At 62.8% G+C, this 24633-nt stretch carries 26 protein-coding genes; 8 read left to right on the top strand and 18 right to left on the bottom strand.

The window, feature by feature from the left end; genetic code table 11:
• The 6 genes from AC1RMY_RS22605 to AC1RMY_RS22580 all read right to left on the bottom strand — a co-directional run bounded on the left by AC1RMY_RS22605 (nt 1) and on the right by AC1RMY_RS22580 (nt 8266).
• Nucleotides 1-906: a hypothetical protein gene (locus AC1RMY_RS22605; protein WP_492868375.1), complete on the bottom strand. Its 906-nt coding sequence runs from the start codon at nt 904-906 to the stop codon at nt 1-3.
• Nucleotides 907-963: 57 nt separating this feature from the next.
• The gene (locus AC1RMY_RS22600) at nt 964-2139 is read right to left on the bottom strand and encodes a restriction endonuclease (protein WP_492868373.1); all 1176 of its coding nucleotides are present in this window, start codon (nt 2137-2139) and stop codon (nt 964-966) included.
• A 446-nt stretch (nt 2140-2585) separates the two neighbouring features.
• Nucleotides 2586-3059, bottom strand: a complete 474-nt coding sequence (locus AC1RMY_RS22595) for a hypothetical protein (RefSeq protein WP_492868371.1) — start codon at nt 3057-3059, stop codon at nt 2586-2588.
• A gap of 86 nt (nt 3060-3145) precedes the next feature.
• Complete coding sequence (locus AC1RMY_RS22590; protein ID WP_492868369.1) at nt 3146-5626, bottom strand: S8 family peptidase; 2481 nt, start codon at nt 5624-5626, stop codon at nt 3146-3148.
• A 3-nt stretch (nt 5627-5629) separates the two neighbouring features.
• Nucleotides 5630-6631, bottom strand: a complete 1002-nt coding sequence (locus tag AC1RMY_RS22585) for an AAA family ATPase (protein WP_492868367.1) — start codon at nt 6629-6631, stop codon at nt 5630-5632.
• 402 nt (nt 6632-7033) lie between these two features.
• Nucleotides 7034-8266: an RHE_PE00001 family protein gene (locus AC1RMY_RS22580; RefSeq protein ID WP_492868365.1), complete on the bottom strand. Its 1233-nt coding sequence runs from the start codon at nt 8264-8266 to the stop codon at nt 7034-7036.
• A gap of 182 nt (nt 8267-8448) precedes the next feature.
• On the opposite strand from AC1RMY_RS22580, the gene AC1RMY_RS22575 reads away from it, so the two are divergent.
• Both AC1RMY_RS22575 and AC1RMY_RS22570 read left to right on the top strand, forming a co-directional pair.
• Nucleotides 8449-9615, top strand: coding sequence for a tyrosine-type recombinase/integrase (locus tag AC1RMY_RS22575; protein WP_492868363.1), 1167 nt, complete (start codon nt 8449-8451; stop codon nt 9613-9615).
• 76 nt (nt 9616-9691) lie between these two features.
• The gene (locus AC1RMY_RS22570) at nt 9692-9898 is read left to right on the top strand and encodes a hypothetical protein (protein WP_492868362.1); all 207 of its coding nucleotides are present in this window, start codon (nt 9692-9694) and stop codon (nt 9896-9898) included.
• A 335-nt stretch (nt 9899-10233) separates the two neighbouring features.
• Here the strand turns inward: AC1RMY_RS22570 and AC1RMY_RS22565 are convergent, their stop codons facing one another.
• The 5 genes from AC1RMY_RS22565 to AC1RMY_RS22545 all read right to left on the bottom strand — a co-directional run bounded on the left by AC1RMY_RS22565 (nt 10234) and on the right by AC1RMY_RS22545 (nt 15324).
• Complete coding sequence (locus AC1RMY_RS22565; RefSeq protein ID WP_492868360.1) at nt 10234-10578, bottom strand: hypothetical protein; 345 nt, start codon at nt 10576-10578, stop codon at nt 10234-10236.
• 39 nt (nt 10579-10617) lie between these two features.
• A complete protein-coding gene (gene repC / locus AC1RMY_RS22560) occupies nt 10618-11847 on the bottom strand; it encodes a plasmid replication protein RepC (protein WP_492868358.1) in 1230 nt (409 codons plus the stop codon).
• A gap of 163 nt (nt 11848-12010) precedes the next feature.
• Nucleotides 12011-13000, bottom strand: a complete 990-nt coding sequence (gene repB / locus AC1RMY_RS22555) for a plasmid partitioning protein RepB (protein ID WP_492868356.1) — start codon at nt 12998-13000, stop codon at nt 12011-12013.
• Between the two features lie 72 nt (nt 13001-13072).
• Nucleotides 13073-14260, bottom strand: a complete 1188-nt coding sequence (gene repA / locus AC1RMY_RS22550; RefSeq protein ID WP_492868355.1) for a plasmid partitioning protein RepA — start codon at nt 14258-14260, stop codon at nt 13073-13075.
• Between the two features lie 338 nt (nt 14261-14598).
• Nucleotides 14599-15324 (bottom strand): LuxR family transcriptional regulator, encoded by a 726-nt coding sequence (locus AC1RMY_RS22545; protein WP_492868353.1) that lies wholly within the window; start codon nt 15322-15324, stop codon nt 14599-14601.
• A 194-nt stretch (nt 15325-15518) separates the two neighbouring features.
• Here AC1RMY_RS22545 and AC1RMY_RS22540 point away from each other — a divergent pair, with 194 nt between their 5' ends.
• Both AC1RMY_RS22540 and AC1RMY_RS22535 read left to right on the top strand, forming a co-directional pair.
• On the top strand, nt 15519-16139 hold the full coding sequence (locus tag AC1RMY_RS22540) for an acyl-homoserine-lactone synthase (RefSeq protein WP_492868351.1): 621 nt from the start codon (nt 15519-15521) through the stop codon (nt 16137-16139).
• A 26-nt stretch (nt 16140-16165) separates the two neighbouring features.
• A complete protein-coding gene (locus AC1RMY_RS22535; protein ID WP_492868350.1) occupies nt 16166-16387 on the top strand; it encodes a hypothetical protein in 222 nt (73 codons plus the stop codon).
• A gap of 8 nt (nt 16388-16395) precedes the next feature.
• Here AC1RMY_RS22535 and AC1RMY_RS22530 read toward each other — a convergent pair whose 3' ends face one another.
• The 7 genes from AC1RMY_RS22530 to AC1RMY_RS22500 form a co-directional block, all read right to left on the bottom strand.
• Nucleotides 16396-17094, bottom strand: a complete 699-nt coding sequence (locus AC1RMY_RS22530; RefSeq protein ID WP_492868348.1) for a hypothetical protein — start codon at nt 17092-17094, stop codon at nt 16396-16398.
• A 15-nt stretch (nt 17095-17109) separates the two neighbouring features.
• Nucleotides 17110-17757: a hypothetical protein gene (locus AC1RMY_RS22525; RefSeq protein WP_492868347.1), complete on the bottom strand. Its 648-nt coding sequence runs from the start codon at nt 17755-17757 to the stop codon at nt 17110-17112.
• Nucleotides 17758-17772: 15 nt separating this feature from the next.
• Nucleotides 17773-18420, bottom strand: coding sequence for a hypothetical protein (locus AC1RMY_RS22520; RefSeq protein WP_492868345.1), 648 nt, complete (start codon nt 18418-18420; stop codon nt 17773-17775).
• Nucleotides 18417-18944, bottom strand: a complete 528-nt coding sequence (locus AC1RMY_RS22515) for a hypothetical protein (RefSeq protein ID WP_492868521.1) — start codon at nt 18942-18944, stop codon at nt 18417-18419. The genes AC1RMY_RS22520 and AC1RMY_RS22515 overlap by 4 nt, the downstream gene beginning before the upstream one ends.
• Nucleotides 18945-19003: 59 nt before the next feature.
• Nucleotides 19004-19549: a thermonuclease family protein gene (locus tag AC1RMY_RS22510; protein WP_492868343.1), complete on the bottom strand. Its 546-nt coding sequence runs from the start codon at nt 19547-19549 to the stop codon at nt 19004-19006.
• An 80-nt stretch (nt 19550-19629) separates the two neighbouring features.
• Nucleotides 19630-20223: a thermonuclease family protein gene (locus AC1RMY_RS22505; protein WP_492868341.1), complete on the bottom strand. Its 594-nt coding sequence runs from the start codon at nt 20221-20223 to the stop codon at nt 19630-19632.
• Between the two features lie 2 nt (nt 20224-20225).
• Nucleotides 20226-20699, bottom strand: a complete 474-nt coding sequence (locus AC1RMY_RS22500; RefSeq protein WP_492868339.1) for a hypothetical protein — start codon at nt 20697-20699, stop codon at nt 20226-20228.
• Between the two features lie 61 nt (nt 20700-20760).
• Between AC1RMY_RS22500 and AC1RMY_RS22495 the strand changes: the two genes are divergently transcribed.
• From AC1RMY_RS22495 to AC1RMY_RS22480, 4 genes are read left to right on the top strand one after another with little or no spacing between them, the layout of a single operon-like run.
• Nucleotides 20761-21576, top strand: coding sequence for a lytic transglycosylase domain-containing protein (locus AC1RMY_RS22495; RefSeq protein WP_492868337.1), 816 nt, complete (start codon nt 20761-20763; stop codon nt 21574-21576).
• Between the two features lie 11 nt (nt 21577-21587).
• Nucleotides 21588-21890: a TrbC/VirB2 family type IV secretion system protein gene (locus AC1RMY_RS22490; RefSeq protein WP_492868335.1), complete on the top strand. Its 303-nt coding sequence runs from the start codon at nt 21588-21590 to the stop codon at nt 21888-21890.
• On the top strand, nt 21887-22183 hold the full coding sequence (locus AC1RMY_RS22485; RefSeq protein ID WP_492868333.1) for a VirB3 family type IV secretion system protein: 297 nt from the start codon (nt 21887-21889) through the stop codon (nt 22181-22183). The genes AC1RMY_RS22490 and AC1RMY_RS22485 overlap by 4 nt, the downstream gene beginning before the upstream one ends.
• Nucleotides 22184-22195: 12 nt before the next feature.
• Nucleotides 22196-24607, top strand: a complete 2412-nt coding sequence (locus AC1RMY_RS22480) for a VirB4 family type IV secretion/conjugal transfer ATPase (RefSeq protein WP_492868331.1) — start codon at nt 22196-22198, stop codon at nt 24605-24607.
• The last annotated feature ends 26 nt before the right edge of the window (nt 24608-24633 follow it).

Here is a 24633-nt window from a genome sequence, read left to right as displayed (position 1 = left end):
TCAGTAGGGGTCCCCCACCATCGCCCAGTATTCCCTCTCCTGCTCCGCCTTCAGCTCCTCCATCGTGACCGGGATGAGCTTGAAATCGAGATTGTACATGGGGATTTGCCACTGATGGTAGAGCGTCGAGGCGTGCTCGCGTGTGGCCGTTTCGAGGATCAGCCCTTCCGTATGGAGCCGCTCGAGCAGGCGTTCCGTCAGCTGGTAGGCATCGTGATGGTCCTCCGTGTCGCTGTATTCGACACTGCCCCATATCTCCGATGTCACCCGCAGTCCCGCTGGCGTGAACAGCCCGAAATGCTGCATCGCCTCTGCCACCCTCAAGGCTGGAGGCTGGAAGGACCAGGTGGGGATTCCGCCCGTGAACGGATTGCGTGGTGCGTTCCATCCCAGAACGCCGCCTTCATGGGCCTCAATGTCGGCGTAGAGACGGCTTTCGCGCTCATAGACCGCCCAGTTCGGCATGATGTACTCGCCGGCGTTGCCTTCGAGGTAATGGCCCCGACGATGATTATCGACATAGGTCCGAAGGTCCGACAGGTTCATCGGTTTCCAGGCCACCGCATCGGCGTAAATGAGCCGCGCAAGATGGTTATAGAACCAGCCGATGATCCGGATCAGCTTCTCCTGCAGCAGCTTCGGCGGGCAGCGCACCGCGTCCATCAGGATGAGGATCTTCGCCGCCTCCTCCTCCGCATAGCCCTGCAACACGCGGGCCTCGCGCGGATGGTCGCCGAGTTGTTGCGAAGCATGCCAAAACCCCTGCGCGCTGGCGAGGATGATGGGCAGGCCTTCCGCGATAAAATCCAGACGTTCGCCGGGCGGCAGCTGGCATAGCTTGCGCGCCTGGCGCAGCCCGATATCCGGCCCCTTCGGTTCTTTCGTCTTCGGTTTTGCGTCCGTCATAACTGCCCCAGCGCAGCCAGACTGCCATACCGTTACGCAATGGCCAGCAGAATATGTTTAGTCACATAGATCGAAATGCTGCGGCGTGCCGTCCCAGGCATAATGGAGATGGTTGCCGTCCCAATAGGAGACCCTTCCGGCCTCATCGATCGATCGGATGACGCGTTTGACCGTGTCCGCCTTCAAGCCCGCCATGGCGCTGGCGCCCAGTTTAGGGATCTCTTCGCCGCGCTGCCCATAGCCATCGTCGGAGAGCGTCATGGCTGGCACGTTCATCAGCAAGGCTGCGTGCTTCGTCTCCTTCAGCACGAGCGAGAAGTCGTTCATGATCATGGTGGCGCCGGCGTTGGCATGTAGCAGCCGCGGATGCGCCCCCAGCCCTATCTCCCGGATGAGTCGCTCAACGGCTTCCGGCGCGACTAGGCGAGACTTGTCCCGAATGATGCCGTGCTCGGCGGTGCGGCACCATTCCGCGACGTGGCTCGACTCATAGAGATCGAGCGTCACCGTGTCCCGTGCGGCGAAGCGCCTCGCTACCGGCTCATAGGAGGAGGTCGTGACGAACATGCTATGCTGCGCGCCATAGGCGGTCGATGCACCGAACAGCGCCTGTACCGCATCGAGCCCGATCCGGTTCTTCGGTGCGTAATTCTTGCACTGCACCAGCGTCAGGATGTCGCCGAGCGGATCACGCTGCAAGAGGCGGATATCGACCCCGCCATCGCCCCTGCCTGGGCCAAGCTCCGTCTCGAAGCCCTGCGTCTGCAAGATGCGCGAGATGAGGATTTCGTACTGGCGCCAGTCCAACCGGTGCAGATCGTCAGGACGCGCGGCGAAATGCCCGTACAGCTCCTCATGCACATCCGCGAAATCCTGCTGCACCAGGCTGCAGATCCACTGCCAGCGGAAGTAGCGGGCGAACGCTTCGCAGCGCGGTCCCTCGGCCGGATAGAAATGCAGGCTTCCCCAGGATTGCTCGTAGTGAAACCCGTAGGAGTGCACGAGCTCCCAGAATTCGAGGTCAAGATCCCCGATCACAGCGGGCTCAAAATCGCTTCCCAAATAGAGGATGGTCACGACCGGTTCGTCGCCGGGTTCGGCCTTCACGTGCTTGGCATAGGTCGTGAAGCCGCAGTCGGACCAAATGTCGTGCGTAAGGGCCCAGGCCTCGATCGCCTGCTCTAACTGCCTAATATCCCTCTCAAGGGTCCGATCGTCGAAACTATCCGTCATTCCATTGCCCCAGCGCCATCATCATTGCCGGCGTGGGGGCATTCGCAAGCGGGAAATCGACGGCAACCCAGCCAGGAGGCCGGTCGGGCTGTCATGGATCGGACCCGCAGAGGGCGGTTTCGGCGGCAAGGCCGTTTCCATCCCTGATGCAGGTTTTGTCGCAGCGGACGCGGCTCATGTGGAGATGACGGGGCGCTCCCGGCCAAGGGCGCCCCGCCAGAAATCAACGGGGATCAGCGTCGTCGATATAGTCCTTGTAGGGCGCGTGACTGTTCCCCCTGACTCTGCGCACCGCATCCCCCTCGCCTGCCGAAACCCACGCCGAAGCAGCGTGAGCGTCAGTTCTCGCAAGCGAATGCTATTTGCCGACTGGGGCCGGACCATCGTCCGGCCCATTTTTTCGGCCACCTATGAGGGGCCGAAAAACTGCCGCCTGCGGCGAGCGCTCAGGTCGACTCTGCCCACGCTTCATCCCGGAAGAGCGAGGTCATCGTGTTGTAGCGGTGATAAAGGATGATGACGATGAGTTGCGCCAGCATGTTCATGTGGCCCTCTTCCATCTCATCGAAATGAATCTGCCCGAAATCGAGCGCAGCATGGGCCCTGCCCGTCGCCGCGCTCAGAAGACGTTTCTGGCCATAGTCGCTGAAGGAGCCCTGTTCGAGGATTGCGGCGTAATCTCCGCCTATCCAGCGGCCCCCTTTCTTCTGGATGGGCCAGCGCAATTCCCGCAGCAGATTCTCCGCGAGCACATCCTCGTCGTCATGGTATTTTACCGGGCGCGGCATGCTCGCGATGGTTTCGATGACGAAGTTCAAATCCTCTGCGAAGCTGTCCTCTTCCGGCTCATACAGACCCGTCGCATCGTCCCAACATGCATCCCACGCGCCCGCAATGTGGCTGAGCGGGCGCAACGCCATCCGGTCCAGACAATCACTCCGTGCAAAGAACCCGCGCACGGTAGCTGTTGGGTGCTGAACCAGCGCGCGCTTGGTCCGACCCACCTCTAAAGCCCGCCAAATAGGTCGATGGGCGTCTCGACCGCTGGCGTCACCAGCGTCGAGATCGGCGTATAAAGATCGATGTCCGTGCGGCGCGCCTTCAATGTGACGACCAGCGCATAGCGTGTCTGGCGATTGACGATCGCCGGGCTTGACCGCTCGCGCCACCAGCCAACGATCGGGCGTATGCACAGCATGTCCCTGCCCAGCAGATCGACGGCTGGGCCGCTCCACGTATCGCAATGCAGCGATCCGGCCGACATGCTGTCCGGTCCGAGCAGCCATCGGTTATCATCGGGATGCGCCGGAGGACCCTGACGGGGGTTCTCCCGTTCGGACGGGTTCACACGCTGGCGGAACGCCTTGACCCCTTCGCCCTTGCGCCGCAGGTCAAAGCGCAGACCGAAAGACTGGTAACGCTGCGGGTCGACATTCGCGGATACGCCCGGGCTTGGATCGACGAAATAGGACAGCGTCACCTTCATGTCGACGAACTCGTTGCCAAGCGATTCCAGCACCGTGTTGGGCAAAGGCAGCTGGTAATAGTGGCACTCGTTGAATTGCCGGTTGCCCTTCAATCGGAACGGTTGGATCTCTGACTGCGCGATCAACGCCAGTTGGTCGCGAGCGGACGCAGCAGCACGCTCATAGTCAGGCACGCCATAGCCGAACTGCCGCACCAGACCGTAGCGGTCCCTCAAATGCGGATGTGCCGCGAAAGCGACCTGCATGGGGTAGGTGTATTCCGCGCTATGGACCATCAGCGCGCGTGTGAGCTCCGGCCAGTAGTCGGGGTGTTCGGCCGAGATACGCGCCGCCATCCGAGCCGCCTGTGCCGCCGCTGCACTGGTGCCATCGAACGCGACCAGGGGTAAGCGATCGACCTCATGCCCGGTGCTCAGCAAACGTAAGGAATCGAGCGTGAGAAGATCTCGCCCTGCTGGACAGACCGCCCGGTTGCCAGCCTCCATCACCAACTCAGGCTTGAAAGGCGACCGCCCGGGACCCCATCCCGTGCTGGTCCGGCTATGCGGGCTGAGCTCCCCCGCCCCGGATAACGGTGTCCAGTCTTCGTAGCCGGGGTCGGACACATGGATAGCGTCGGTGTACCCGCCGATCGTCAGCGCATTCCAGGCCTGCGCAGGGTCTTCGACCGGATAGGCGTCCGGCCCGGGCCACTCGGCAAGCCTCATGACCGGCCTTGAGTTGCCGGTCGATATTACGAACAGCCGACGCGGCGCGTCTTCCTCGTCACCTGGCATGGTGCCCGCTGCGATCTGGTCGATCGCCGCGCTCCAGGTCGTCGGGCGAGCGCCGGAAACGTCGCCGTTGGTAACAGCCATGCAGAAGATGCGCTGCCGTTCGCTCTGCTCGATCGCCGGCAACGCAACCGCAGCCTGTGTGATCGCACCGTACGCACTCGGCGAATTGGGGTCGGTCGGCTTCGGAGGCAGTATCTTCACCGATTCCAGCCGGTGCGTGAGCCTGCGCGGTTCGGTATCGGCAAGCGGGGCCACCAGGTCCCCATGCAGTGCGATGCCTGCCATCGAGGTGCCATGCCCGGCGTGATCGTCCGTACCCCAGTCCCGCTCGTAGCTATGCATGTCCGTCGGCGCGACCGCAGGCTCCAGCAAGGCATGCGCACGGTTCACGCCAGTATCGAGCAGGCACACCGCGGGAACGTCCGTGCCGGGCCATTCGATACGTTCAGCGAGATCGTCGCTCCATGCATGCTGAGTGTCGCGCTCATCCTCGATGAAGAACACAGGATTGTCGGAGGCGCGCCGGAGCTCACTGATGACGCCGGTCGCGAACATCAAAAGTTCGATCGCAGCACGCGTCGCAAGCACCGGGACGACAGCCGCCTCGGGGAAATAGAGCCGGCGATCCGCGCCGGCGGTGCGCAGTCCCAGTGACTGGCATCGCGCCTCAAGCTCAGCTTCCATCTCCCGGAACGTCCAGATCGACCACCACATCTGGTGCTGGGGCTCGGTCGGCAACGCCGCAGGATCATCCGTCCATAGCACCTCGAGCCGTGCGCGCCGGAAGGCTTCAATGGGGCCTACGATCGATTCCCGAGGTGCCTTGCCCTTGGCCGATAGCGGCCCGGCCCGGTAATCCTCAAGGATCTGCTGAAGCGCAATACGTGCATGATCCGGCACGAATAGCGCGACCGAACGGCCGCCGGCATGTTCCTTGACCGCACGCGGGCGAATGCCCTCTGTCTTACGCTCAAGATCGTAGGCGTCGGTGCCCCGGCGCAACTCCACCTCGATATAGCTGCCCGTTGGATCCGGCAGCCTTGCATCGGTCAGGCGGGATGCATCTGCCGCAGCGAAGGCGGCTTCCAGTTCGTGCAGTAGCTTGGCGCCGTGCTCTTCGCGGATACGAACGGCACTTGATCCCCCGCTCCCCTGCCCCGTGTACTCTCCAGAGGAACGGAATTTCGAAATGTCGATGTGGGGAAGGGTGAAGCGGGACGCCATGCGCTAGGTGATTCGCCTCTCGGTAAAGCTCACGCGCATATCCTGCCGCTCCGTCAGGCGTTTGACCAGATCATCGGTCGATATCGACTTACGCTCCGCCAGGATGGCGGATTTTACGGCATCATCGGTCGCGCGGACGATCTCCGATTGGCTGAGATGTTGGGCCGCTTCGACCACCTTCGTCCATACGACCCGTGCAGCCTTCATCGGCCGCAAATGGTTGGTGACGATCTCACGTATCTGTTCGCGCGACGGCGCTGCGAACTCGAGCACCTGGTCGTAGCGGCGCAGCAAGGCGCGATCGAGCAGCTCGGGATGATTGGTCGCACAGACGATCAGACTGTCCGTCGCACTCTCTTCCTCCATGAACTGCAGGAAGGAATTGAGCACACGGCGCATCTCAGCGACGTCGTTGGGCGCCGTGCGATGCCCCCCGACCGCATCGAACTCATCGAACAGATAGACGCCGCGCCGCTTTGCCGATTCATCGAACACGAGGCGCAGTTTCGCCGCGGTGTCACCCATGAACCGCGTGATGAGCCCTTCGAGGCGGATGACATACAGCGGCAGATGCAATTCGCCGGCGAGCGCCTCGGCCGACATCGTTTTGCCGGAACCGGGCGGGCCCACGAACAAGAGCCTGCGCCCCGGAACACGGCCATGCTCGCGCAGCCACTCACGCTTGCGCTGCTGCAGTACGACATCGTCGATGCGCTCGACCAGTTTCGGCGCGAGCACGACGTCCTTCATCCGGAATCTCGGTTCACGGACCTCTATCAGGCCTTCGAGATTGCCCCTGGGCTGATTGAACGCAATGGGGATGGATGGGCCACGGGGACGACGTGCGCGAGCACGTTCGATCTCAACGCGCATCTCTTCGGCGGTGGTCTTGTGACCCTGACGCGCTTCGGAGGCAGCGACTTGCAAAGCAATCGAATAGAAGGCGTCATCATCGCCTTCGGCACGGCTACGAAGCAGGGCCAGGATTTGCTTTGTGTTGGTCACTGAAACTCTCTCTATCTTGCGCTTATATCCCCTCAGCCTTTGCAGGCCTATGCGGTCTCGTTTTGCTATCCACACAATCGAATCAGCAGGCGCGGCTCACCCGCTCGCGCTATGCCAAATCGCAGTAAAAATAGCCTTTAAATTAGAACAAAACAAGAACGCAAATCGATGCGGCCGTCCACACCTGTGCCCCCACCTATCGGTACACGTCTGCTGCACGGGCGCAGTTCCTTACCTTTCCGCATGGAGCTTCACTGCGAGGTTGCCTGTTCGATGGGCCTTGCCGCGAGCCTGTAGGCAGGGGCCGAGTCTGACTGCTCCTCATGGAAGCCGAAAAAGTGCAATGCCTTCTCTAGATCCTTCAGGGCCGGCGCACGCGCAGCCTAAACGTTATTTGATAATCTAGAGCACCCCCCAGGCCCGATAGCGCTTTCGGCCGGTCAGCTCGCGCGGCAGGCTGCCGCCGAGCTCTTTCAGCATCGCCTCGACCGCCTGCGGCGAGACCTGCAGGCGCGCCGCCGCCAGTTGCACCGTCAAAAGCGGTGACGATACGAACAGATCGACCAGCTCGGCCAGCTTCGAATTCCCCCTCCTCCCCTCACACCTCCGCAACATCACAACTCGAGCCAAGGTCAACCGGTCAAGATCCCCCTGCCCAAACGCGGCCGCCTCGGCAAAGGCGCCGAGCAGTCCCTCAATCCGGGTACCGAGCGCCTGGTGCGGGCTCCACCGGAACTTTCCCCGCCTCAACCCCAGCCCGATGCCCGGCAGATGCGCCGCCGCCACCCCGCGCTGCCGCAACAGGGTCGCCGCGAGCGCGAACCCGAGTTCGCCCGCCCGTTCCGACGGCTCGAGCCAAAGCCAGGCATCGAGCGCGAGGGCGGCCGCAAGGGTCGTCGGAAGGCCGCTGCCCTCCTTCAGGATTTGTTGCCAGCGTTCGAACCGCCCGGCGGCGTCATAGCCGGGATCGCGCAAAATCAGGTTTTTCCGTCCCTCGTCGGAGGAAAAATCGTTCCAGGCGTCGAGCCTTTTTCGCGTGCGTACCAAGAGCGCGTCGATCTCGGCGAAGGCTGGGTCAGCGGAATCGTCCTCCTCCTCGATGTCGAACTCCTCCTCGCCAGCCTGGTCCTCATCGTCGTCCCGTCCGATCCGGTCCCAGGGCGCCGCGACCTGTTTCGCGGGCACCGAGGTCGTCACCCTGTCCGGCCGACCGGGTTCCGGCGGCGGCGTGATGCCGAGCCGCTGCCGCAGGGCACTCTCGCTCAGGACCTCGGCCGGCTCGCGCCGCGCCAGGCGCCGGCGCTCGTCCAGCATGGCGGCGGCCCGGGCGATCTCGCGCGTCGGGCTGCGCACATCCATGCCGGCGTCGTGCAGGCACAGATCCTCGAGCGGACAGAGGCCGCCCGTGAGCCCGATCAGCGCCTGGGCCTCAAAAGCGTGGCCGCGCTGGCGCGCGCCCTCGGCCAGGACGGGATTTGCGCGGGCCAAACGCTCGTCAAAACGGGCGAGCGCGATCGCCGCGGTTTCGGCGGCTGCGGCGCAGTCCGAAACTAGGGTTTGGCGCTCGCCGCGCGAAAGGTCATAGTGGATTGAACTCACCTCTAAAAATCTATCATACCCAATCAAAATAGCCATTCGCTTGTTTCACATCGACATCACCTTGAATGCACCAATCACTATCGATAATTACCTCTTATCGATAGTGATGGACATACCCGCGGAAATCGGCGATTCTGGCGCTCCAAAACGCCGGCAGCGGCCACCAGATGGGCTCCGGTCGACGAAATCGGTCCTTGCGAGCCGCACCAGGAGCGACCATGGCCTCGACCTCCCTGCTCGCGGCCGTGTCCGAAACCCGCCGGGCCCTGCAGCTCGACGCGCTGTCCTCGATCCTGCCAATGGAGCGCCGCGACAAGCTGGCGCAAATCCTGACCGACGACGATGTCGCCACGCTGCGGCATTTGGCCAAGGAGGGCATGGGGGAGAATTCCTTGCGCGCGCTCGCTTCAGACCTGGCCTATCTTGAGGCTTGGTCAGTTGCTTCGACCGGGTCTGCCCTACCCTGGCCGGCGCCCGAAGGTTTGGTGTTGAAATTTGTCGCCCATCATCTCTGGGATCCGGCGCGACGGGCCGAGGATGCCGCCCACGGCATGCCGCTCGACGTCGAGGCGTCGCTGCGCGCCGGCGACCATTTGCGCTGTGAGGGTCCTCATGCGAGCTCCACCGTAAAGCGCCGGCTGGCGCATTGGGCGACACTGCATCGCTGGAAGGGACTAGAAAGCCCGCTCGGCACGCCGGCGATCCGGACCGGTATGCGCCTAGCGGTCCGAGCCAGCGCCCGGCCGCGCCGGCGCAAAAGCAGGCGCGCGGTCACGCGCGACATCCTTGACCGATTGATCGCGACCTGCCAGACCGACCGCCTCGCCGACAGCCGCGATCTCGCCATCCTGCTCGTCGCCTTCGCCTCCGGTGGGCGCCGGCGCAGCGAGGTCGCAAAATTGCGCCTCGAGCAGCTCAGCATTGAGGCCGATGTCCCGCTCGATCCTGATGATCAAGACTCCCCGCGCCTGCCCTGCCTGGCGATCGCGCTCGGCCGCACCAAAACCGCTCAAGCCGAGGATGACGCCCGGGTGCTGCTGATCGGATCGCCCGTGGCGGCGCTGCGCGAATGGATCGAGCGCGCCGACATCAAGAAGGGGGCGGTGTTCCGGGCGATCGACCGCTGGGAGGCGATCGACGATCGCGCGCTGACGCCCCAAGCGATCAACCTGATCCTGAAGCGCCGCTGCGCCATGGCAGGGCTCGATCCCGTCGAGTTTTCCGCGCATGGCCTGCGCTCTGGCTATCTGACGGAAGCGGCCCGCAACGGGGTCGCCCTGCCCGCCGCCATGCGCCAGTCGCAGCATCGCTCGGTCCAGCAGGCGGCGCGCTACTACAACGACGCCGACCAGGCATTGGGCAAGGCCGCACGGCTGGCGATCTGAGCTTCCTTTTGGGGCCGACAGCCTGCACGCTTCCCGACAATCCACGAGAGACGCGGCCAAGGCGGCCTTGGCCCCAGTGTTCGACGGCGGCGCCTATGACCTGTCGGAGGACGAGCTGTCGCTCCTGTCGGAGGTCTCCTTCAAGCTCGGAATGCTGCGCATCGTCATCATCGACCGGGATCTCATTGCCGACCAGGTCGGAGCGCGCTGGCAGGAGGAAAAGGCGCGGCGAGCCGCGGCCATGTTGCGCCTGGAACAGCGGTCCCCGAACCCTCTCCGGTAGCCTCTATCGGCAGTGCCGAGGATCGAGCCCATGCGCCAGGGCACGACGCGGAGCACACAAGCCGCCGGGCGACTGCTGCTGCCAGGAGCATTCGTGTTCACGCGGGCAATCAAAAGCGCGACGACGGATCGGATCATTCAACCGCGGCCAGGAACCACTCGCGCCTGCTGACGCCATCGCCACCTCGCCGATTGCCACGCGCCCGGCCTGACAGATTGTGCCATCGAACCAGCGGCACGCCTCACGCTCGCAGGGCGCATTGACCGCTCCGCTAAACCTTGACCCGTCTACAGCGAACAGCGGACACATTGTCGCCGGGCAGAAGGTGGCATCCATCATCGGGATTCCGAACCGGCCACGCGCTCGGCGCCGCCCGTCGTCATTCCCTCGGCAAAACCCAACGCTGACACCGAACACCTCAGCGCCAACCCCTGCCCGAGCAGCCAGCGCTCGATTTCCACCGCGCGCGCCGGGCCAATGCCTTTCTCTTGCTCGAGCTCGACACGGCTATAGGCCGCCGTGATCCGCGCCAGATTGGCTGCTCTGTCACGCGAAGTCCGCCCGCCGAGGGCCGCGTGGCGTCCCGAGAGCAGTACGGTGAGGATCGCGCGGGACAGCTTTGCCATGCCGGTCATCACAAGCCCTCGCAAAGTCTCTTGCAAGGCCATGATCTCCTTCAACCGAACATCCAGACAGAGCGTGGCCGTGCTGCATCACCCTCAGGCCCGCTTCTTCTCGCGCCGTCGGCAGCCGATCAGCGCCATCAGCATCGGCCCGAGCGAGAACTCGGCTGCTTGCGCCTTTCGCGTCAGCTCCCGCAAATAGCCGCCCGCGCTGCTGATCGCCTCGCCCCGCTGCAGGATCGCCGCCACGACGATCGAGGCCTGGACCTCGTCCATGACACCGATCGCTTCCTCCCAGGCACTCGGGCTAATCCCCAGCATGGGGCGAACAACCGAAACCGTCGCCAGGAAGTCGCGCCAGTTGGTGATCCCGCCCTTTGAATAGTCGATCAGGTCGGGACAGGCGTCCAAAACCATGCCGAGCGGGAAGGCCCCCTCCGGCATCCGCCTCAGTTCCGGCATGATCTCCAAACCAGCCCCCCTGCTTTCTGGAAAGCGAGGTTCAAGATCAATAGGGGAGTCTGGATTTGAATTCTGTATGTGACGCTCATTCTGAGACTCATTGCCGCTCATATTTTGAGTTTTGATATGAGATTCCAGCAGGTTGAGGATTTCGTCGGCAAGCAGGGAGAGCTCGTCGGCGATCGGCTGCAGCGCCAGGCGCGTCGGGCTGCGTGGAATCCGCGCCATGATGCCGCGATAGAGCTGGTGGATCTCAGCCCAGTCGGCCGGCCCCTGCCCTGCTTGCTGGGTCGCGACGCCCTCCTCGAGCCCCGTCGCGATCATCTTGACGATGTCGCGCCGGCAGATCGAGATGCGCTCCCGGACCAGGCGCAGTGCCTGGGCTTCCGCCTCGACCTCTTCCGCCAGGGCGACGAATTCCTCGGCTCGCACGACGAGCGGGGCCAGGTCGAAGCCGAAGGCGATCTCGATCTCCCCTGCCCTGCCCTTGCGGGCGTAGCGCTTGCCATTGGGGCTGTCGCGCCGGACGATCAGTCCGGCATCGACCAGGGCCGCGAGATGGCGCCGAAGCGTCGCCATCGGCATGCCGTGGGCGCGCAGGCCAAGTTGGTGGTTCGAGGGGAAGACGATCAATCCCTCGCCCGTCAGGACGGTTTCCGGGTGGAAGGACAGCAGCGCGTCCAGGACGGCCAAGGCGCGCTCGGGTACGCCGAGGCTGTTCTTGGCCGTGCAGATCGCGCGGAAGACATTCCATTTGTGGACCGCTTTCTCCGGCGGCCGTGTTTTCGCGCTCGCCTGGCTTGCCACATGGGCAAGCGTCAGCGATCGCCGCCCGAACGGCGTCGTCGAGAGTCGTGATTCCATGATCCCTGCCTTGTTTTGGGCAAAGGAAAACTGCTCGCCGAAACGGCGCTGAATCTCACACGAGACTCTTGACGGTGATTCGAGGAAGTGCGATTCTGTGTTTGCTTAGGACACAGAGAAGGGCTTCCGGAACGTCGTTTCGGGGGCCTTTTTCTTTTGCGGGCTAATCTCCGTTTGTGGTTGCACCCGCCCGACGCCTGAAATCATCGTACAGACGATCCAGATTATCGGACAAATAACGGCCGAACGCCTTGGCATCCGGTCCTTTGGCCTTGATGGCCAAAGTGAATTTCCGCCCCTCGGCCAGCATCTCTGCCGCGACGGCCCCGTCGGGCGGTGCCCAACTTTGCCTGTCGGGCTCGCTGCGGCTGCGGCTCTGTTTCGCCTTCAGACGGCGTTCAACCGCAGCGAAGCGCTCTTCGGTGGGAAGTTCTGCAAAGCCTTCGCCTTCGATCACGGCGATAGCCGCATCGTAATGCGATGGGCGTTCAAGCAGCAGCTTCAGCTCATACCAGCGATCGCGGCCGATGCCCTTCGCTGGTCCGATTGCCCGCAGCACCTTCTCTGGAAGGCCCGCAACGGCGAGCATCTTCGAAAGGGTCGACCTGTCCAGGGCAAGAGCGGTCATGACGATGGCGTTGTCTTCGTCATAACGCAGCTTCGCCAGTTCGGAGGCATACAACGCCTTCTCGATGAAGGAGAGATTCGCGCGGGCCGAATTCTCCTGACCCTGGGCAACGACATGTTCCCGGTCTTTCATCTCCTTGATGACGGCCCGGACCTTGCGGCCGAGGAGCTTGGCGACTTTCAGGCGGCGATGGCCGAAGACCACCATATAGCGCTCGCTCGAAGCCGGGTGAGGGCGCACCAGAATCGGGCTGTCCTGTCCGCGCGCGCGGATAGCTTCCAGGATCTCGTTAAAGTCCTGCTCGTTCTCCTCGAGACGATCTTTGACGAAAGAGGGATCGACGCTATCGGGATCGAGCTCGACTATGGGCTCGCCTTCCATGAGCCTGTCGGCGCGCGCCGTGATCTCGTTGAGCGAATTCAGGAAGGATTTCGACGCACCCTTGACCGCATAGTCGAGCGCGGGCTGCTCCTCGGACGGAGCATCGTTGGCCAGCAGATTTGCGAAGGGATTTTTACGAGCCACTCCGTAGCCTCCTCATCGGGCGCATGCCGTTGAAATAGAAGCCGTTTTCATCCGTTTTTACGGCGGTCAACATCACAGCCGCCCCCATGCCTGATGAATGAGCCCTTGCACTTCGAAATTGACAGCATCCATGCACTCGATCGCGCGATCATAGGTCTCGCGCGTGAAGTTCGCGCGCTCCACCTCATAGAGCGTCTGCTTAGTCAAACCGGCATCCGAGATCGCGGTCGACTTCACCATCTGGGCCTTGAGCATTTCCGCCGCGAGCATGCTCTGCATGAGGCCAAGCATCTCGACCTGCGGCACGTCCGTCGGCTCGAAGCGGGTGATGAGATAGCGCAGCCAGTCCATGCGAACCTCGGCGCCGGCGTCCTTGATGGTCTTGGCGATATTCCCGAGCATCAGCAGGAATTGGCTCATAGACATCAGATCCAGCATCTGCGGATGAACTGTGATGAGAACCGATGTCGCGGCGATCAGCGCCGTCAGCGTCAGGTAGCCGAGCTGGGGCGGGCAATCGACGACGACGACATCATAGGAGGAATCGACCTCCTTGAGCGCATTGCCGAAGCGCGTAAAGAAGCGCTTGCCCTCCGCCGAGTTCTGCATCGCCAAGGGTGTGTCGTATTCGTACTCCTGAAGCTCGAGATTTGCCGGAATGACGTCCAGTGACGGGAAGTTCGTCGGCAGGATAACGTCTCGGATGGACTTGCGCTGATCGTCGTACCGGATTGCGTCATAAAGCGAGGGGTTCTTGTCGAGCTCCGGCTGAAATCCATACAGCGCCGACAGTGAGGCCTGCGGATCAAGGTCGACGGCGAGGACCCTATGCCCAGTCAGTGCAAGGTGCTGCGCCAGATGCGCCGCCGTTGTGGTCTTGCCCGAGCCTCCCTTGAAGTTGACCACGGCGATGACCTGCAGCTTCTCACCTGGCTTGCGGTGAGGGACGTATTTCTTGACCTCGGACCGGCCGTTCTTGTCGAGATATTGCCGCAGCTCGAGCATCTGCTCAGCGGTATAGAAACGACGCCCGCCGGCCCCGGTCGAAGGCTCCGGCCCCTTACCTTCAAGATGCAGACGCTTGAGATTGTTGGGACTGACGCCGAGATAGTGGGCGACCTCCGCCATGGGAAAACGCCTCAGCGTCTTCTGGGCGTTGGGCGGAAATTTCTCCTGGCGAAGTTGATTAAGCTTGCGCGAGATCTCCGCGCCCTGTTGGAGAATTTTGTCGTCAAACTCGAACGGAGCGAGAGCGTTCATATTTCGGATGCCTGGACCAAATAGCGCCAATTCGGCGTCTTTTGCCGATTTGGCGCCAGTATGTCCGATTCTCTCGCTCGCACAACAAAAATGAGGTTAACAGAATCTTAACACACGAGCCCACGCGGCATCGCGAACGCAAAATTGCTTTTGAGTTCCTTTAGCAAAATCAGCATACTAGGAGCCTGCTGATCCCCCTTGATGCTCCTAGTATGCTATGAAAAGTCGTTGAGAAAGCGGGTCACCAGGCCGAGCGCTCACAGTCGTGAGCTTTCCGGGAACAATTCCGACTCAGATCGCCGACAGTGCAGATCCGCAACCCAGCGGCATAGCGAGTCTCATGTTATCGTCCTTCCACGAAGAGCAATCGCCACCGCCTGCGGCAGCGTCTCAGCGCCGAGGCTCGCCCGCGCATTATCGAGGTGGAACTTCACCGCCCGAGGCGTAATGCCCAAGATAATCGCTGTGGCTTCCATTGATTTGCCGCGTGAAGCCCATGTAAGGCATTCCCGTTCGCGTTGGGTCAGCGGCGCAGCCTCGTAGCGCGGAGAATGCAGCCCCAATTTCGCATCGGCGTGAGCGTGGAATGTCAATCCGATCAACTGGACAATGTCGCTTGCTTCCGTGACCATCTTCCCATGGGCTGCACTGACCTCGTCGACCGCGAAGGTGAAGGCGGCGAACCGATTGAAGCCGCCGGCGACCGCAACCGAGATGCCATGGCGAATGCCAAACTCGTCGGCGTCGTCAAAGAGACGCTTCTGGGCACGCAGCGGAAACTGACGGGCGGCTTCCCGGGTCCACTGCATTGTGGAGCGCTGGCTCTTGGCAAAGGCCACGACGGGATCGACGTCCTGGTAGCTTTCCGTGAAATAATGCTCGCTCCAGCGTTTGGGATACGACGAGATCAACACCGGATCAGCCTCGCCAAAGCCGAGATAGGCAAAATACCGGAAGCCCATGCTCTCGGCGGCTCGTTGGCCGACGCGCCCGAACTCTGCTTCCACCGTTGATGAGTGCAAGCCGTCGACCAGTTCCTGATAGGCGATTTCTACGAATCTCATGGGGCCTCCGAAGTTGGGGCGCCGGTTTCACGCGCCTGAGAATCCTATTCGTTGAATGCAAAAGGCCTGCCGGAAAGATGAGCTGAGATCACGGCCGCAACTTCGGAGTGAATTCGCCCTGTCACATCTGACAGGTTCTACAAAGAGCCGTACCTGCTTCATTGGCTTCAGACCAACGCGGTGGGGAGCGGGACATGCAGGTTATCGAGATCAGCCGCGCCGTTTATGGCGCCAACTTCACACTTCTGATGGGCATGCATCGCCTGCGGCGGAAGGTCTTCAAGGATCGTCTGGACTGGTCGGTGTCGACGACGGGGGATCTTGAAATCGATCGGTACGACACGCTGGACGCTAGCTATCTTGTCATCGTTGATCACGGTGACGTGCTGGGTTGCGTGAGGTTGTTGCCGACGACCGGTCCGAACATGCTGGCTGACACGTTTCCAGAACTGCTGGACGGGAAAACCGCGCCGCGCTCCGACAAAATAGCCGAGAGCTCGCGTTTTTGCGTCGATACCGAGCTTTCTGACGCGACCAGCGACGGGGGACTGCGCCGCGCGACACTGCTACTGCTCGCAGCGATGCGAGACTGGGGCGAGGCGAGGGGATTGGCGTTCATCGCAACCGTAACTGATTTACGTATGGAGCGGATCCTGCGCCGCGCCAACTGGCCGCTCACGCGCTTGGGCTCTCCTCGTAGGATTGGTTCAACAATGGCGATAGCGGGACTGCTCCCCATCCAAGATGCCAAATCCAAGCACTGGACTTCTCCCGCCACTCGCGAACAGAACCATTACGTGGGGCAGACGGTATGATGGCTTGCGAGGCCAGCGCGAAGGTAATGGCCGCAAAACTGCATGAGCGCTACGACGAACCACTGCAGGCGATCACGCTCATCGGTCAATGCATGACCAAGGCCCTTTTTGCAGGCAATTCGGCCGTCGTGCTTTTTTGGGCTTTCGTTCATGCGCACTATCGCGGCGCGGCATTCGATGGCGATGCCGCGTCGCCAATCGCCCAGCTTTCCGGAATCGTCATCCCGGATCCATACGGAAACCACTGACGAGACCATCAGACGTCCGCTGGTCCCACGACGACGTTCGCCATGTCGGCCGTCGGTGGATTCGCAGCAACGCCGATGTTCGTCGGGAAATCTCCCGGCCCCTGAGTGCACGACGCCTCGCCTTCCTTGCAGTTCGGATCGGCCATCGAGCGTGCGGAACGCGCCATGTCGCAAATCGTGGTGCCGTTGATGTCGGCGAAGCCGGAGCAGCGGCCAGAGCTGACCATCTTCTGGCAGTTCCCAGTGCCAAGCTGGATGCAGGACGACAGGAAGCCGGCATCGACCTTCTGGCCGTCGAAGGTCTGTATTGAAGCAAGTTGCCGCACCACACCGGCATTGTAGCCGTCATTGGTCAGGTTGGCCCAGGCATTGACCTGTTGCTGGAGCGAGAGGCAGCCATAGCCCTCGCGATCGGTGCCCGCATATTTTCGGACGTTGGCGTTGTTAAGCTGGAAGATGCCCGTGCAGCAGCTTCCGTTATAGACGCCCTTGTTGCCACCGGATTCGTAGCGACCGAGTCCGCCGAGCGAGCACGATGTCGATTTCAGATCGTCTCGCAAAGACGAGTTCCTGACCGCGTCGGTAATGTCCTGGGCCGAGTAGTTCGTGCGCTCGCAATATTGCCCGCGCTGGGCGAAGGCGTCGGAAGTCACAATTTGCCCGATGGCCAGAGCGACGGCGACGAAGGCTTTCGTCGATTTTGGCATTTGCATCTCCCGCGCTTAGTTGATGGCGTAGGTGCGCTGGCAGGCCGCAATCGCCTTACCGCCGACGATCGTGCGAAACGCGATCGTTCCCGTTTTTGGATCGAATTGCGTGTAGGAGCTGTCCGCTCGGTTCTTTGCGGGGAGATCCTTGTCGGCATGATCGACGTAGCAGCCGCTCTCAGCCTTGGAGGAGACGACTTTTCCATCCTTCATCACGACGATGCGGAGCGGGCAGATCGACGCCTCGATCTCGGCGCCGCTGGAGTTCGCGCCGCTGTCGCAGCCGCGTACCAGCGCCGTGCTGATGATCACGGTGCGATCGCCGAGCTGATAGGTTGAGGACAACGCCGTGACGAGAGCATTTCGACCATCGAGGGGACGCTTGAGCTCGTTCTTGGCATAGGCATTTGCGGACGCAATCACATCGGGCCAGACGACAGACTGCAGGACATCGCTAGCCGACGGCTGCCGAAAATCATGGAACGTCATCGCCCGCCAGGTCGGACCCGCCTCCGGCTGCGCAGCCGCGGTGCCCGCGATGGCGATCGAACAGAGCGCGATGGCTCGGTGCAAAACGGTCTTCATGGCTTGCTCCTTTTTGACAAAAACGGGGGAGGGCAGTCGATCGCGCGGCCGGAAATGCCGGCTCTCCGGGCTGGGCAATGAGCTGCGGCACGGTCACGGCGGCACCGGAATGCCATGGGAGCAGCCATCGACCGCCTGGCCCTTGATCACCACTCCGGTTTTCACGGAGCGCGCGGGGACGTGGTACGCGGCATATGCCGTAGCCGTCGCTGTGCCCTGAGCGACTGTGGGATCCAACTCGAGAAAGCAGCCCCGATCGGCGTCGAGAACCCGGGCCCGGATGCCCTCATAGATCACGAGACGCATGGGGCAGAGTTTTACCCGCGCGCCGGCGTCAACCTGCTTCGACGTACACCCGGTCGCGGTGTTGAGGATCGAGAGCACGACGGATTTCGTCGGGCTCCAGATCACGAAATGCGCCTCGGTCGCGGGCGCATTGCCGCCAGTGAACCGAAAATCGCCTGTCTCTCGATAGGCCTTGTTGTTGGCCTCGATCTCATCCTTCCAGATATCGGCAAAGGTCGCGGTCGAGGGCGAGGGCTTCGTCAAATCTGAGTAGGAGACCGGTCGCCAGGCGCCGGGATCTGGCGTGTGCTGCTGAGCGCTGACCTCCAGGTGAAAGCCTTGCCAGAAAAGGAAAGCCGCGGTCGGCACGACACGAAGTGCCGCGCTTCGGCATCTGCGCTTACTCCACGACCTGAGCGCTGCCGCCGGCGCTTTCTTGATCCGCGTCGCCGTCATTCGTAGCGTTCCCGCCACGGCAGAAACCGCCAGAGATCGCGCTGTGATTCTTCGCGATTGAGCCAAGCAACCGGCGCGCGCGGTGGCTCGGTCCTGAGCAGGCGCCAGACGCCACCGTGGTGATAGAAATTCACCGTCTCACGCCGAAGCGGTTGTCCGAGCGTCAGCTCAAATTCCACCGCGCAATGCACGACTGGGCCGCGATAGCGCGTGATGCGTCCGGTCAAGCTGTCGAGCGCGCCGGGCTTGCATCCGAACAGTCGGATGGGGGGAGGGCTCGTCCCTGCTTTCCCGACAGCGATGTGGCTGAAACTGCCACGTCGCCAGGCATGATCGGCCTGCCTCTGTGTGGGATAGGTGAAGGGCTCTGTCAGCACCGGAGCGAAGGTTTCGCGATCGGGCGAATAGGCGAGGCGGCCCGGTGTCACGGGATCGGCGCGGTAGAGTGCGTCCGTCGTCGGCGGTCGGTTTTCCAGGACGACACCCTGCTGCGCCTGGCTGCAAGCCGACAGCAAGATTGTCACCACGGCGACGCCGCAGCGCCCGACAATCCGATCCTCTCTCTCGATGCGACACCCAATCATCACCGGCCACCCTCGACCTCGGCAGAGGACGCCGGGGCACTTCGCCGAAACTCTCCCGGCATCTGGAAGCGGCTCGCCCAGAGCCCGCGATAGGCTTTTCGCGCATCCTGCTCGAGCGCCGCATAGGTCCTGAGTGGCGGCTCGACGGGGACGGCAACGGCCAATCCCTCGCGCAGCATCGCGGCGCCCAGATCGCCGTGCTGCGATGAGGCGCAACGGGCATGGACGACACCATCGCTTTCATGAACCCTGGCGCAGGCGACCCATTTGCCGAGCGTCGCCGAGACGAGCCAGGCTGTCGCCATCACCCCGCAAGGCCAGGGCTGTCGGCCGAGCGTCGCGCGCTGCGCCGGCGCACAAGCGTCGATCCCATAGAGTCGGTAGACATCGCCCGTTTCTATATCGCGGAACCTGACCCCCTCGATCACCTCGACCCGCAAGGGCGGCGATTGCTGGGATCCTTTGGGAGAATAGAAGCCCTGCTGTTCCGGCGTCGTGGATTGATCAGCCCCAGCCGCGGCGCTCATATCAGCCGCGACCGTCATCAGCACCGCAGCGCCCAAACGGCCGGTCCACCACAAGCGGTTGGTCTCGCGAGTGCGCCTTCCCACTCCACCAGTACGCATCATCGCGGCACCGCCAGATTCGGCGAGCCGGGCGAACCGACGTCGCGCAAGCTGCGCAGGATGATGGCGTTGGGCTCAGGCGTGTCGGGATAGGCCCATAGGCCTGCCTTCGCGCGCGCCGCGACCAGCTGAGCGACGAAGTAGGGCTGATGCACCGGTCGACCGTCGGTGGCGAGCGAGGCAAAGCCGAAGCCCGACGCGATCAGGGCAGTGCCGAGATCAATGCGAGAACCGGCTCCCGAACCTCCAATTCGCGTTGCGACGCAGAAGACGAAGACGGTTCGAGATTGTGATGGTGCAGCCGCCTGATGACATTGCGGCTGTAGATCGCGGATCAGCGCGACCAGCATCGCCAGCGATGCCTCGCCGCAGTCGCGTCGGACACCGGAGCCATTGGTGAAGCTCGTTCCACGCAGACAGGCCTGAACGCCATAGAGGCGATGGACCACATTGCGGTCCGTCCAACTGTCGCCGGTCTCAAATATAGAGTTCGGTGAGATCGCGAACCAGCGCGCAGTGGCAGCGTCCTGCGCCATGCTGCTCGAGGCGCCAACGCTGACAAAGCCTGCGATCAGGATGCCGACGGCCCGCATGATCAGTAGCCTCGTAGCGCGAAATAGAAGCGCTGCTGGCCATTGCCCGTGGTGATGTCGACGAAATAAGGCTCGTCCCGAGCCTGCCGCGCCTGGCTGGGATAGCTGATTTCGCAGCCGCCCTCTGAGCCTGAGCTGCAATCACGCGTTGGTTTCGACAGATCGACGCAGAGGCTGCCATTCTGCGAGGATGCTGCGGCCGAAGTTTCGCGTTGGGTCGCATTGTCAGACTGCGTCCAGCCGGCAGGGCAGGGGAGGTAGGGTTCGTGCCCGAGGCCGCTGGTCTGACCTTCAGGGCATGCCGGCCAGCCGCCGCCCTTGGCCAGCTGGCGGAAGAGCTGCTGCATTACCGGCACGCAATAGGGGATGCCCGACCAGCTCGGCGCGGTCGCCGCAGCGCAGAGGAGAACCTTGCAGCCGAAGGAGGCTTCCTGAGCCACGCCCGCAGTGGGGATGACGCCGAGGCCAATTGCCAAGCTTACGGCTCTCAGCCGGCGCGCTATCGGGGACGTCCTCGCACGCTTTGATCGTGACATCGTGTTTCCGGCTGTTGCCAACTGTCAGAAGGTCAATATACTGACCAATGACGAATTTGGCGAGAGGCGATTTGCGATGCGGCTGCCGCTTTCGACGAGCGTGATAATGGTGATGCTGGCAGGAAGCGCTTTCGCGGAGGAGGCGAGGGCGCCTGCCAAGTTCCAGGACAAGCTGCCGCAGCCGACGGCGACACTCGATGCGTCGGGCCGAGTCCTGCCGCTTTCGCAACGGCCATCCGCCGTCGACGTCATCGGCGAGCGCATCCCGGATCCAACCTGCAATACCGGCGTCCAGCTGCCCGCAGGGGAGGCCGAGGCGCTCGTGCGAAAGATCGCGGCGGAGGAGCAGTTCGACACCGCTTTCGCCGTGGCCGTCGCCAAGGCGGAAAGCCGCCTGATCTCCACAGCACATTCCGAAAAAGGCGCCTACGGCCTGATGCAGCTGACGCTCGATACGGGGGAGCGCTTCAAGGTCGATCGTTGCGATCCGGCGGGCAATGTCCGCGGCGGCGTACGCTTTCTGCGGCACCTCCAGTCACGCCACGGCAATCCGTTCTATGTGCTCGCTGCCTACAACGCCGGCGAGCAGACGCTTATCGCGCATCGCGGCGTGCCGCCGTTTCCGGAGACCGTGCGCTTCGTCGCCGCGGTCATGAACGACCTTCAGGGTTGGCCCGGCGTCGAGGGTGATGAGAGCCGGTCGCGCAGCAGCACTGATTCCCATGGACCGCCTTCCAAGACTCTCCCTACCCAAGGTCGTTCCACGCCTGCCAAACGGCCGGCGTTGGCGGCCGACTTTGTCATGCATGTCGAATGAGGACGCTGCCGATGCTGCTTTCGAGAAACCTTTTCCGCGCTGCCAGCGCGACATTGTCGCTGCTGGTGAGCATTGAGGCGCAGGCGCAATCTGGCACGCTGCAGCCGGTCCAGTCGACCCTGAACCAGCTCGTTCAGGCGCTCACTGGTCCGATCTCGACGGCTCTGGCGACGCTCGCCGTTATCGCCTGCGGCTTCTTCGCCTGGGCCGGCCGCCTGACCTGGGGCGTCGCCGGCTCGGTGATCTTTGGCATCGTACTGGTCTTCGGCTCGGCCCAGATCGTCCAGTTTTTCCAGTCGGCGGTCGGGCAATGAGCGGGCGCAATCTGGAACAGCCGCTGATCACCCCTCTGGTCAAGGCCCTGACGCGGGCGCCGACATTGATGGGCGTGCCGTATCTCTACTTCATGTTCAACGGCGTCGCCTCGTCGGTCTGCTTCCTGGTCTCGCACAACCTTCTCATGCTGCTGGTCGCGATCCCGCTGCATCTCTTCGGCTATGTGCTGACGCTTCGCGACGACCGCATCTTCGAGATCCTCTTCGTCAAATCCTCGCGCTGCCCGCCGCGCTCGCGCGCCTTCTGGGGCGCCGACAGCTATCGCGTGTGAGGCCCAAAAAAAATGGTCGCGCGCGCCCTCCTCGATGAGTTGACATATGGATCGGTTTCCCGCCGGGAGCGGCCGGTCGCGGCGCATATTCCCTATACCCGTCATGTCGACGATCACGTCATCAGGACGCGCGACGGCCTCGTCATGACGATCCTCAAGCTTGAGGGCTATTCCTTCGAGACCGCCGATATGAGCGCGGTCAACTCGCGGCTGCTGGCGCGCAACGACGTTGTGCGCACGCTCGCCAATTCCCGCTTCGCCCTCGTCAGCCACATCATCCGCCGCGAGGTCGAACCCTCGATCCCCTGGACCTTCGACAACGCGCTCTGCCGGGAGATCGACGAACGCTACCAGGCGGCGCTGTCGACGCGCCGCATGTTCGTCAACGATCTCTACCTGACAATCGTACGCCGGCCGCTCCAGGGGCAGGCCGGCACGTTCGAGAGCTCGCTGTCGCGTCTGCTTGGCCGCAAGGACGCCGGCGGCGAGACGGTGGCGATGCAGACCGCGCTCAGCGAATTGCGCGACGCATCCACCGCCGTCCGCGAAACGCTGTCGGCTTACGGCGCCCGCCCGCTCGGCGTCGTCTCGCGCGATGGCGTCTGGTTCTCGGAAGCCTTGGAGTTCCTGGTCCAACTCGTCAACGGCGGCCTGCCGCGGCCGATGCATCTGCCACGGATGAAGCTCGCGGAGGCGTTGTCGCTCAAGCGCATCTTCTTCGGCCGCAATGCCGTCGAGATCCGTGGCGCATCGCCTGACGACACGCGCTTTGGGGCGATGATCTCGATCCGCGAATACCCCGCCCAGACCGGCCCCGGCTCCTTCGACAACCTGCTGCGGGTTCCCCACGAGTTCATCGCGACCCAGAGTTTCGCGATCGTCGATCGGCCGGAAGCCGCCAAGCAGATCGACCGCGTCTCGCGCCAGGTCGACATGTCCGACGAGGCTGGCTCGATCGTCGCCGACCAGCTCGACGAAGCCAGGGACGACCTCCTCGCTTCCGAGGCGATCTATGGCGAGCACCATATGAGCGTGATGTGCCTTGGGCGCGGCATGGCCGAGGTTGGTGCGACGGTCACCGCCGTCGGCGCGGCTCTGACCGACCGCTCCGTGATCTGGACCCGCGAGGATCTCAATTGCGAGCCGGCCTTCTGGGCCCAGCTACCCGGCAACTTCCCCTACATTGCGCGGAAGTCGATTATCTCGTCGAAGAATTTTGCGGGCTTCGTCTCGCTCCACAATTATCCAAGCGGTCGGCCTGACAATAATCACTGGGGGCCGGCGATCTCGGTGTTCGAGACGACCTCGCAGACCGCCTACTACTACAACCATCACATCCGCGACCTCGGCAACTTCACCGTCGTTGGCCCGTCGGGATCGGGCAAGACGGTGTTTCTCTCGTTCATCTCGGCGCAGTCGCAGCGCGTCATGCCGCGGCCAAAACTGCTCTTCGTCGACAAGGATCGCGGCGCCGAGATTTTTATCCGGGCGCTTGGTGGTCAATACGAGGTGCTGACTCCGGGCGAACCAACCGGCTTCAATCCGTTGTCGCTGCCCGACACCGCGCCCAACCGCGAATTCCTGTTCCAGCTCTTCGCTTTCATGCTGCGGCCAGCCAATGGCGGCGCGCTGAGCGCCTCGGAAGAACAGGTAATCCGCAACGCCATCGGCTCGGCGCTGGCAGCGGGACCGGACGGGCGCACGCTGCAAGCCTTCTCGACCCTTCTACGCGGCCGCATCCGGGCTGGCGAAGGCGATTTGCTGGCGCGGCTCGAAAGCTGGATGCGGCCCGATCAACGCGGTTGGCTCTTCAACAACGAGCAGGACCAGTTCTCGCTGTCGCGCATCTTTGGCTTCGACATGACGCGCGTGCTCGATGACCCGGTCATCCGCACTGCGGCGCTGATGTATATTTTCCATCGGACGGAAGAACTGTTGAACGGCGACCCCGTCATGATCTTCCTCGACGAGGGTTGGCGGTTGCTCGACGACGAGGTCTTCGCCTTCTTCATCAAGGACAAGCTCAAGACCATCCGGAAGCAGAACGGCATCATCGGCTTCGGCACGCAATCGGCCGCCGACATCGTCCGCTCCAAATCCGCCAACACGCTCATCGAGCAAACCGCCACCAACATCTTCTTCCCGAACCCGAAAGCCGATGACGAAAGCTACGCCCAGGCCTTTCGGCTGTCGGAGCGCGAGGTCGCCTGGATCCGTAACACGGTCCCGGAAAGCCGCTCGTTCCTGATCAAGCATGGCCGCGACAGCGTCGTCGCGAAACTCAACCTCGCCGGCATGCCCGATCTGATCAAGGTGCTGTCGGGTCGTACCGAGACCGTCGCCGAGCTCGCGGCTTTGCGCGCCCGCGTCGGGGACGATCCGGCCGACTGGCTGCCGATTTTCATGGGGAGGAGCGACGCATGATTGGGATCATCAGACCATGCCTGATC

It is taken from the genome of Allobosea sp. GW822-FHT03F07 (assembly GCF_058801345.1).
The sequence above is the reverse complement of the archived record's forward strand: the minus strand, read 5'-3'. Positions and strand labels throughout refer to the sequence as shown.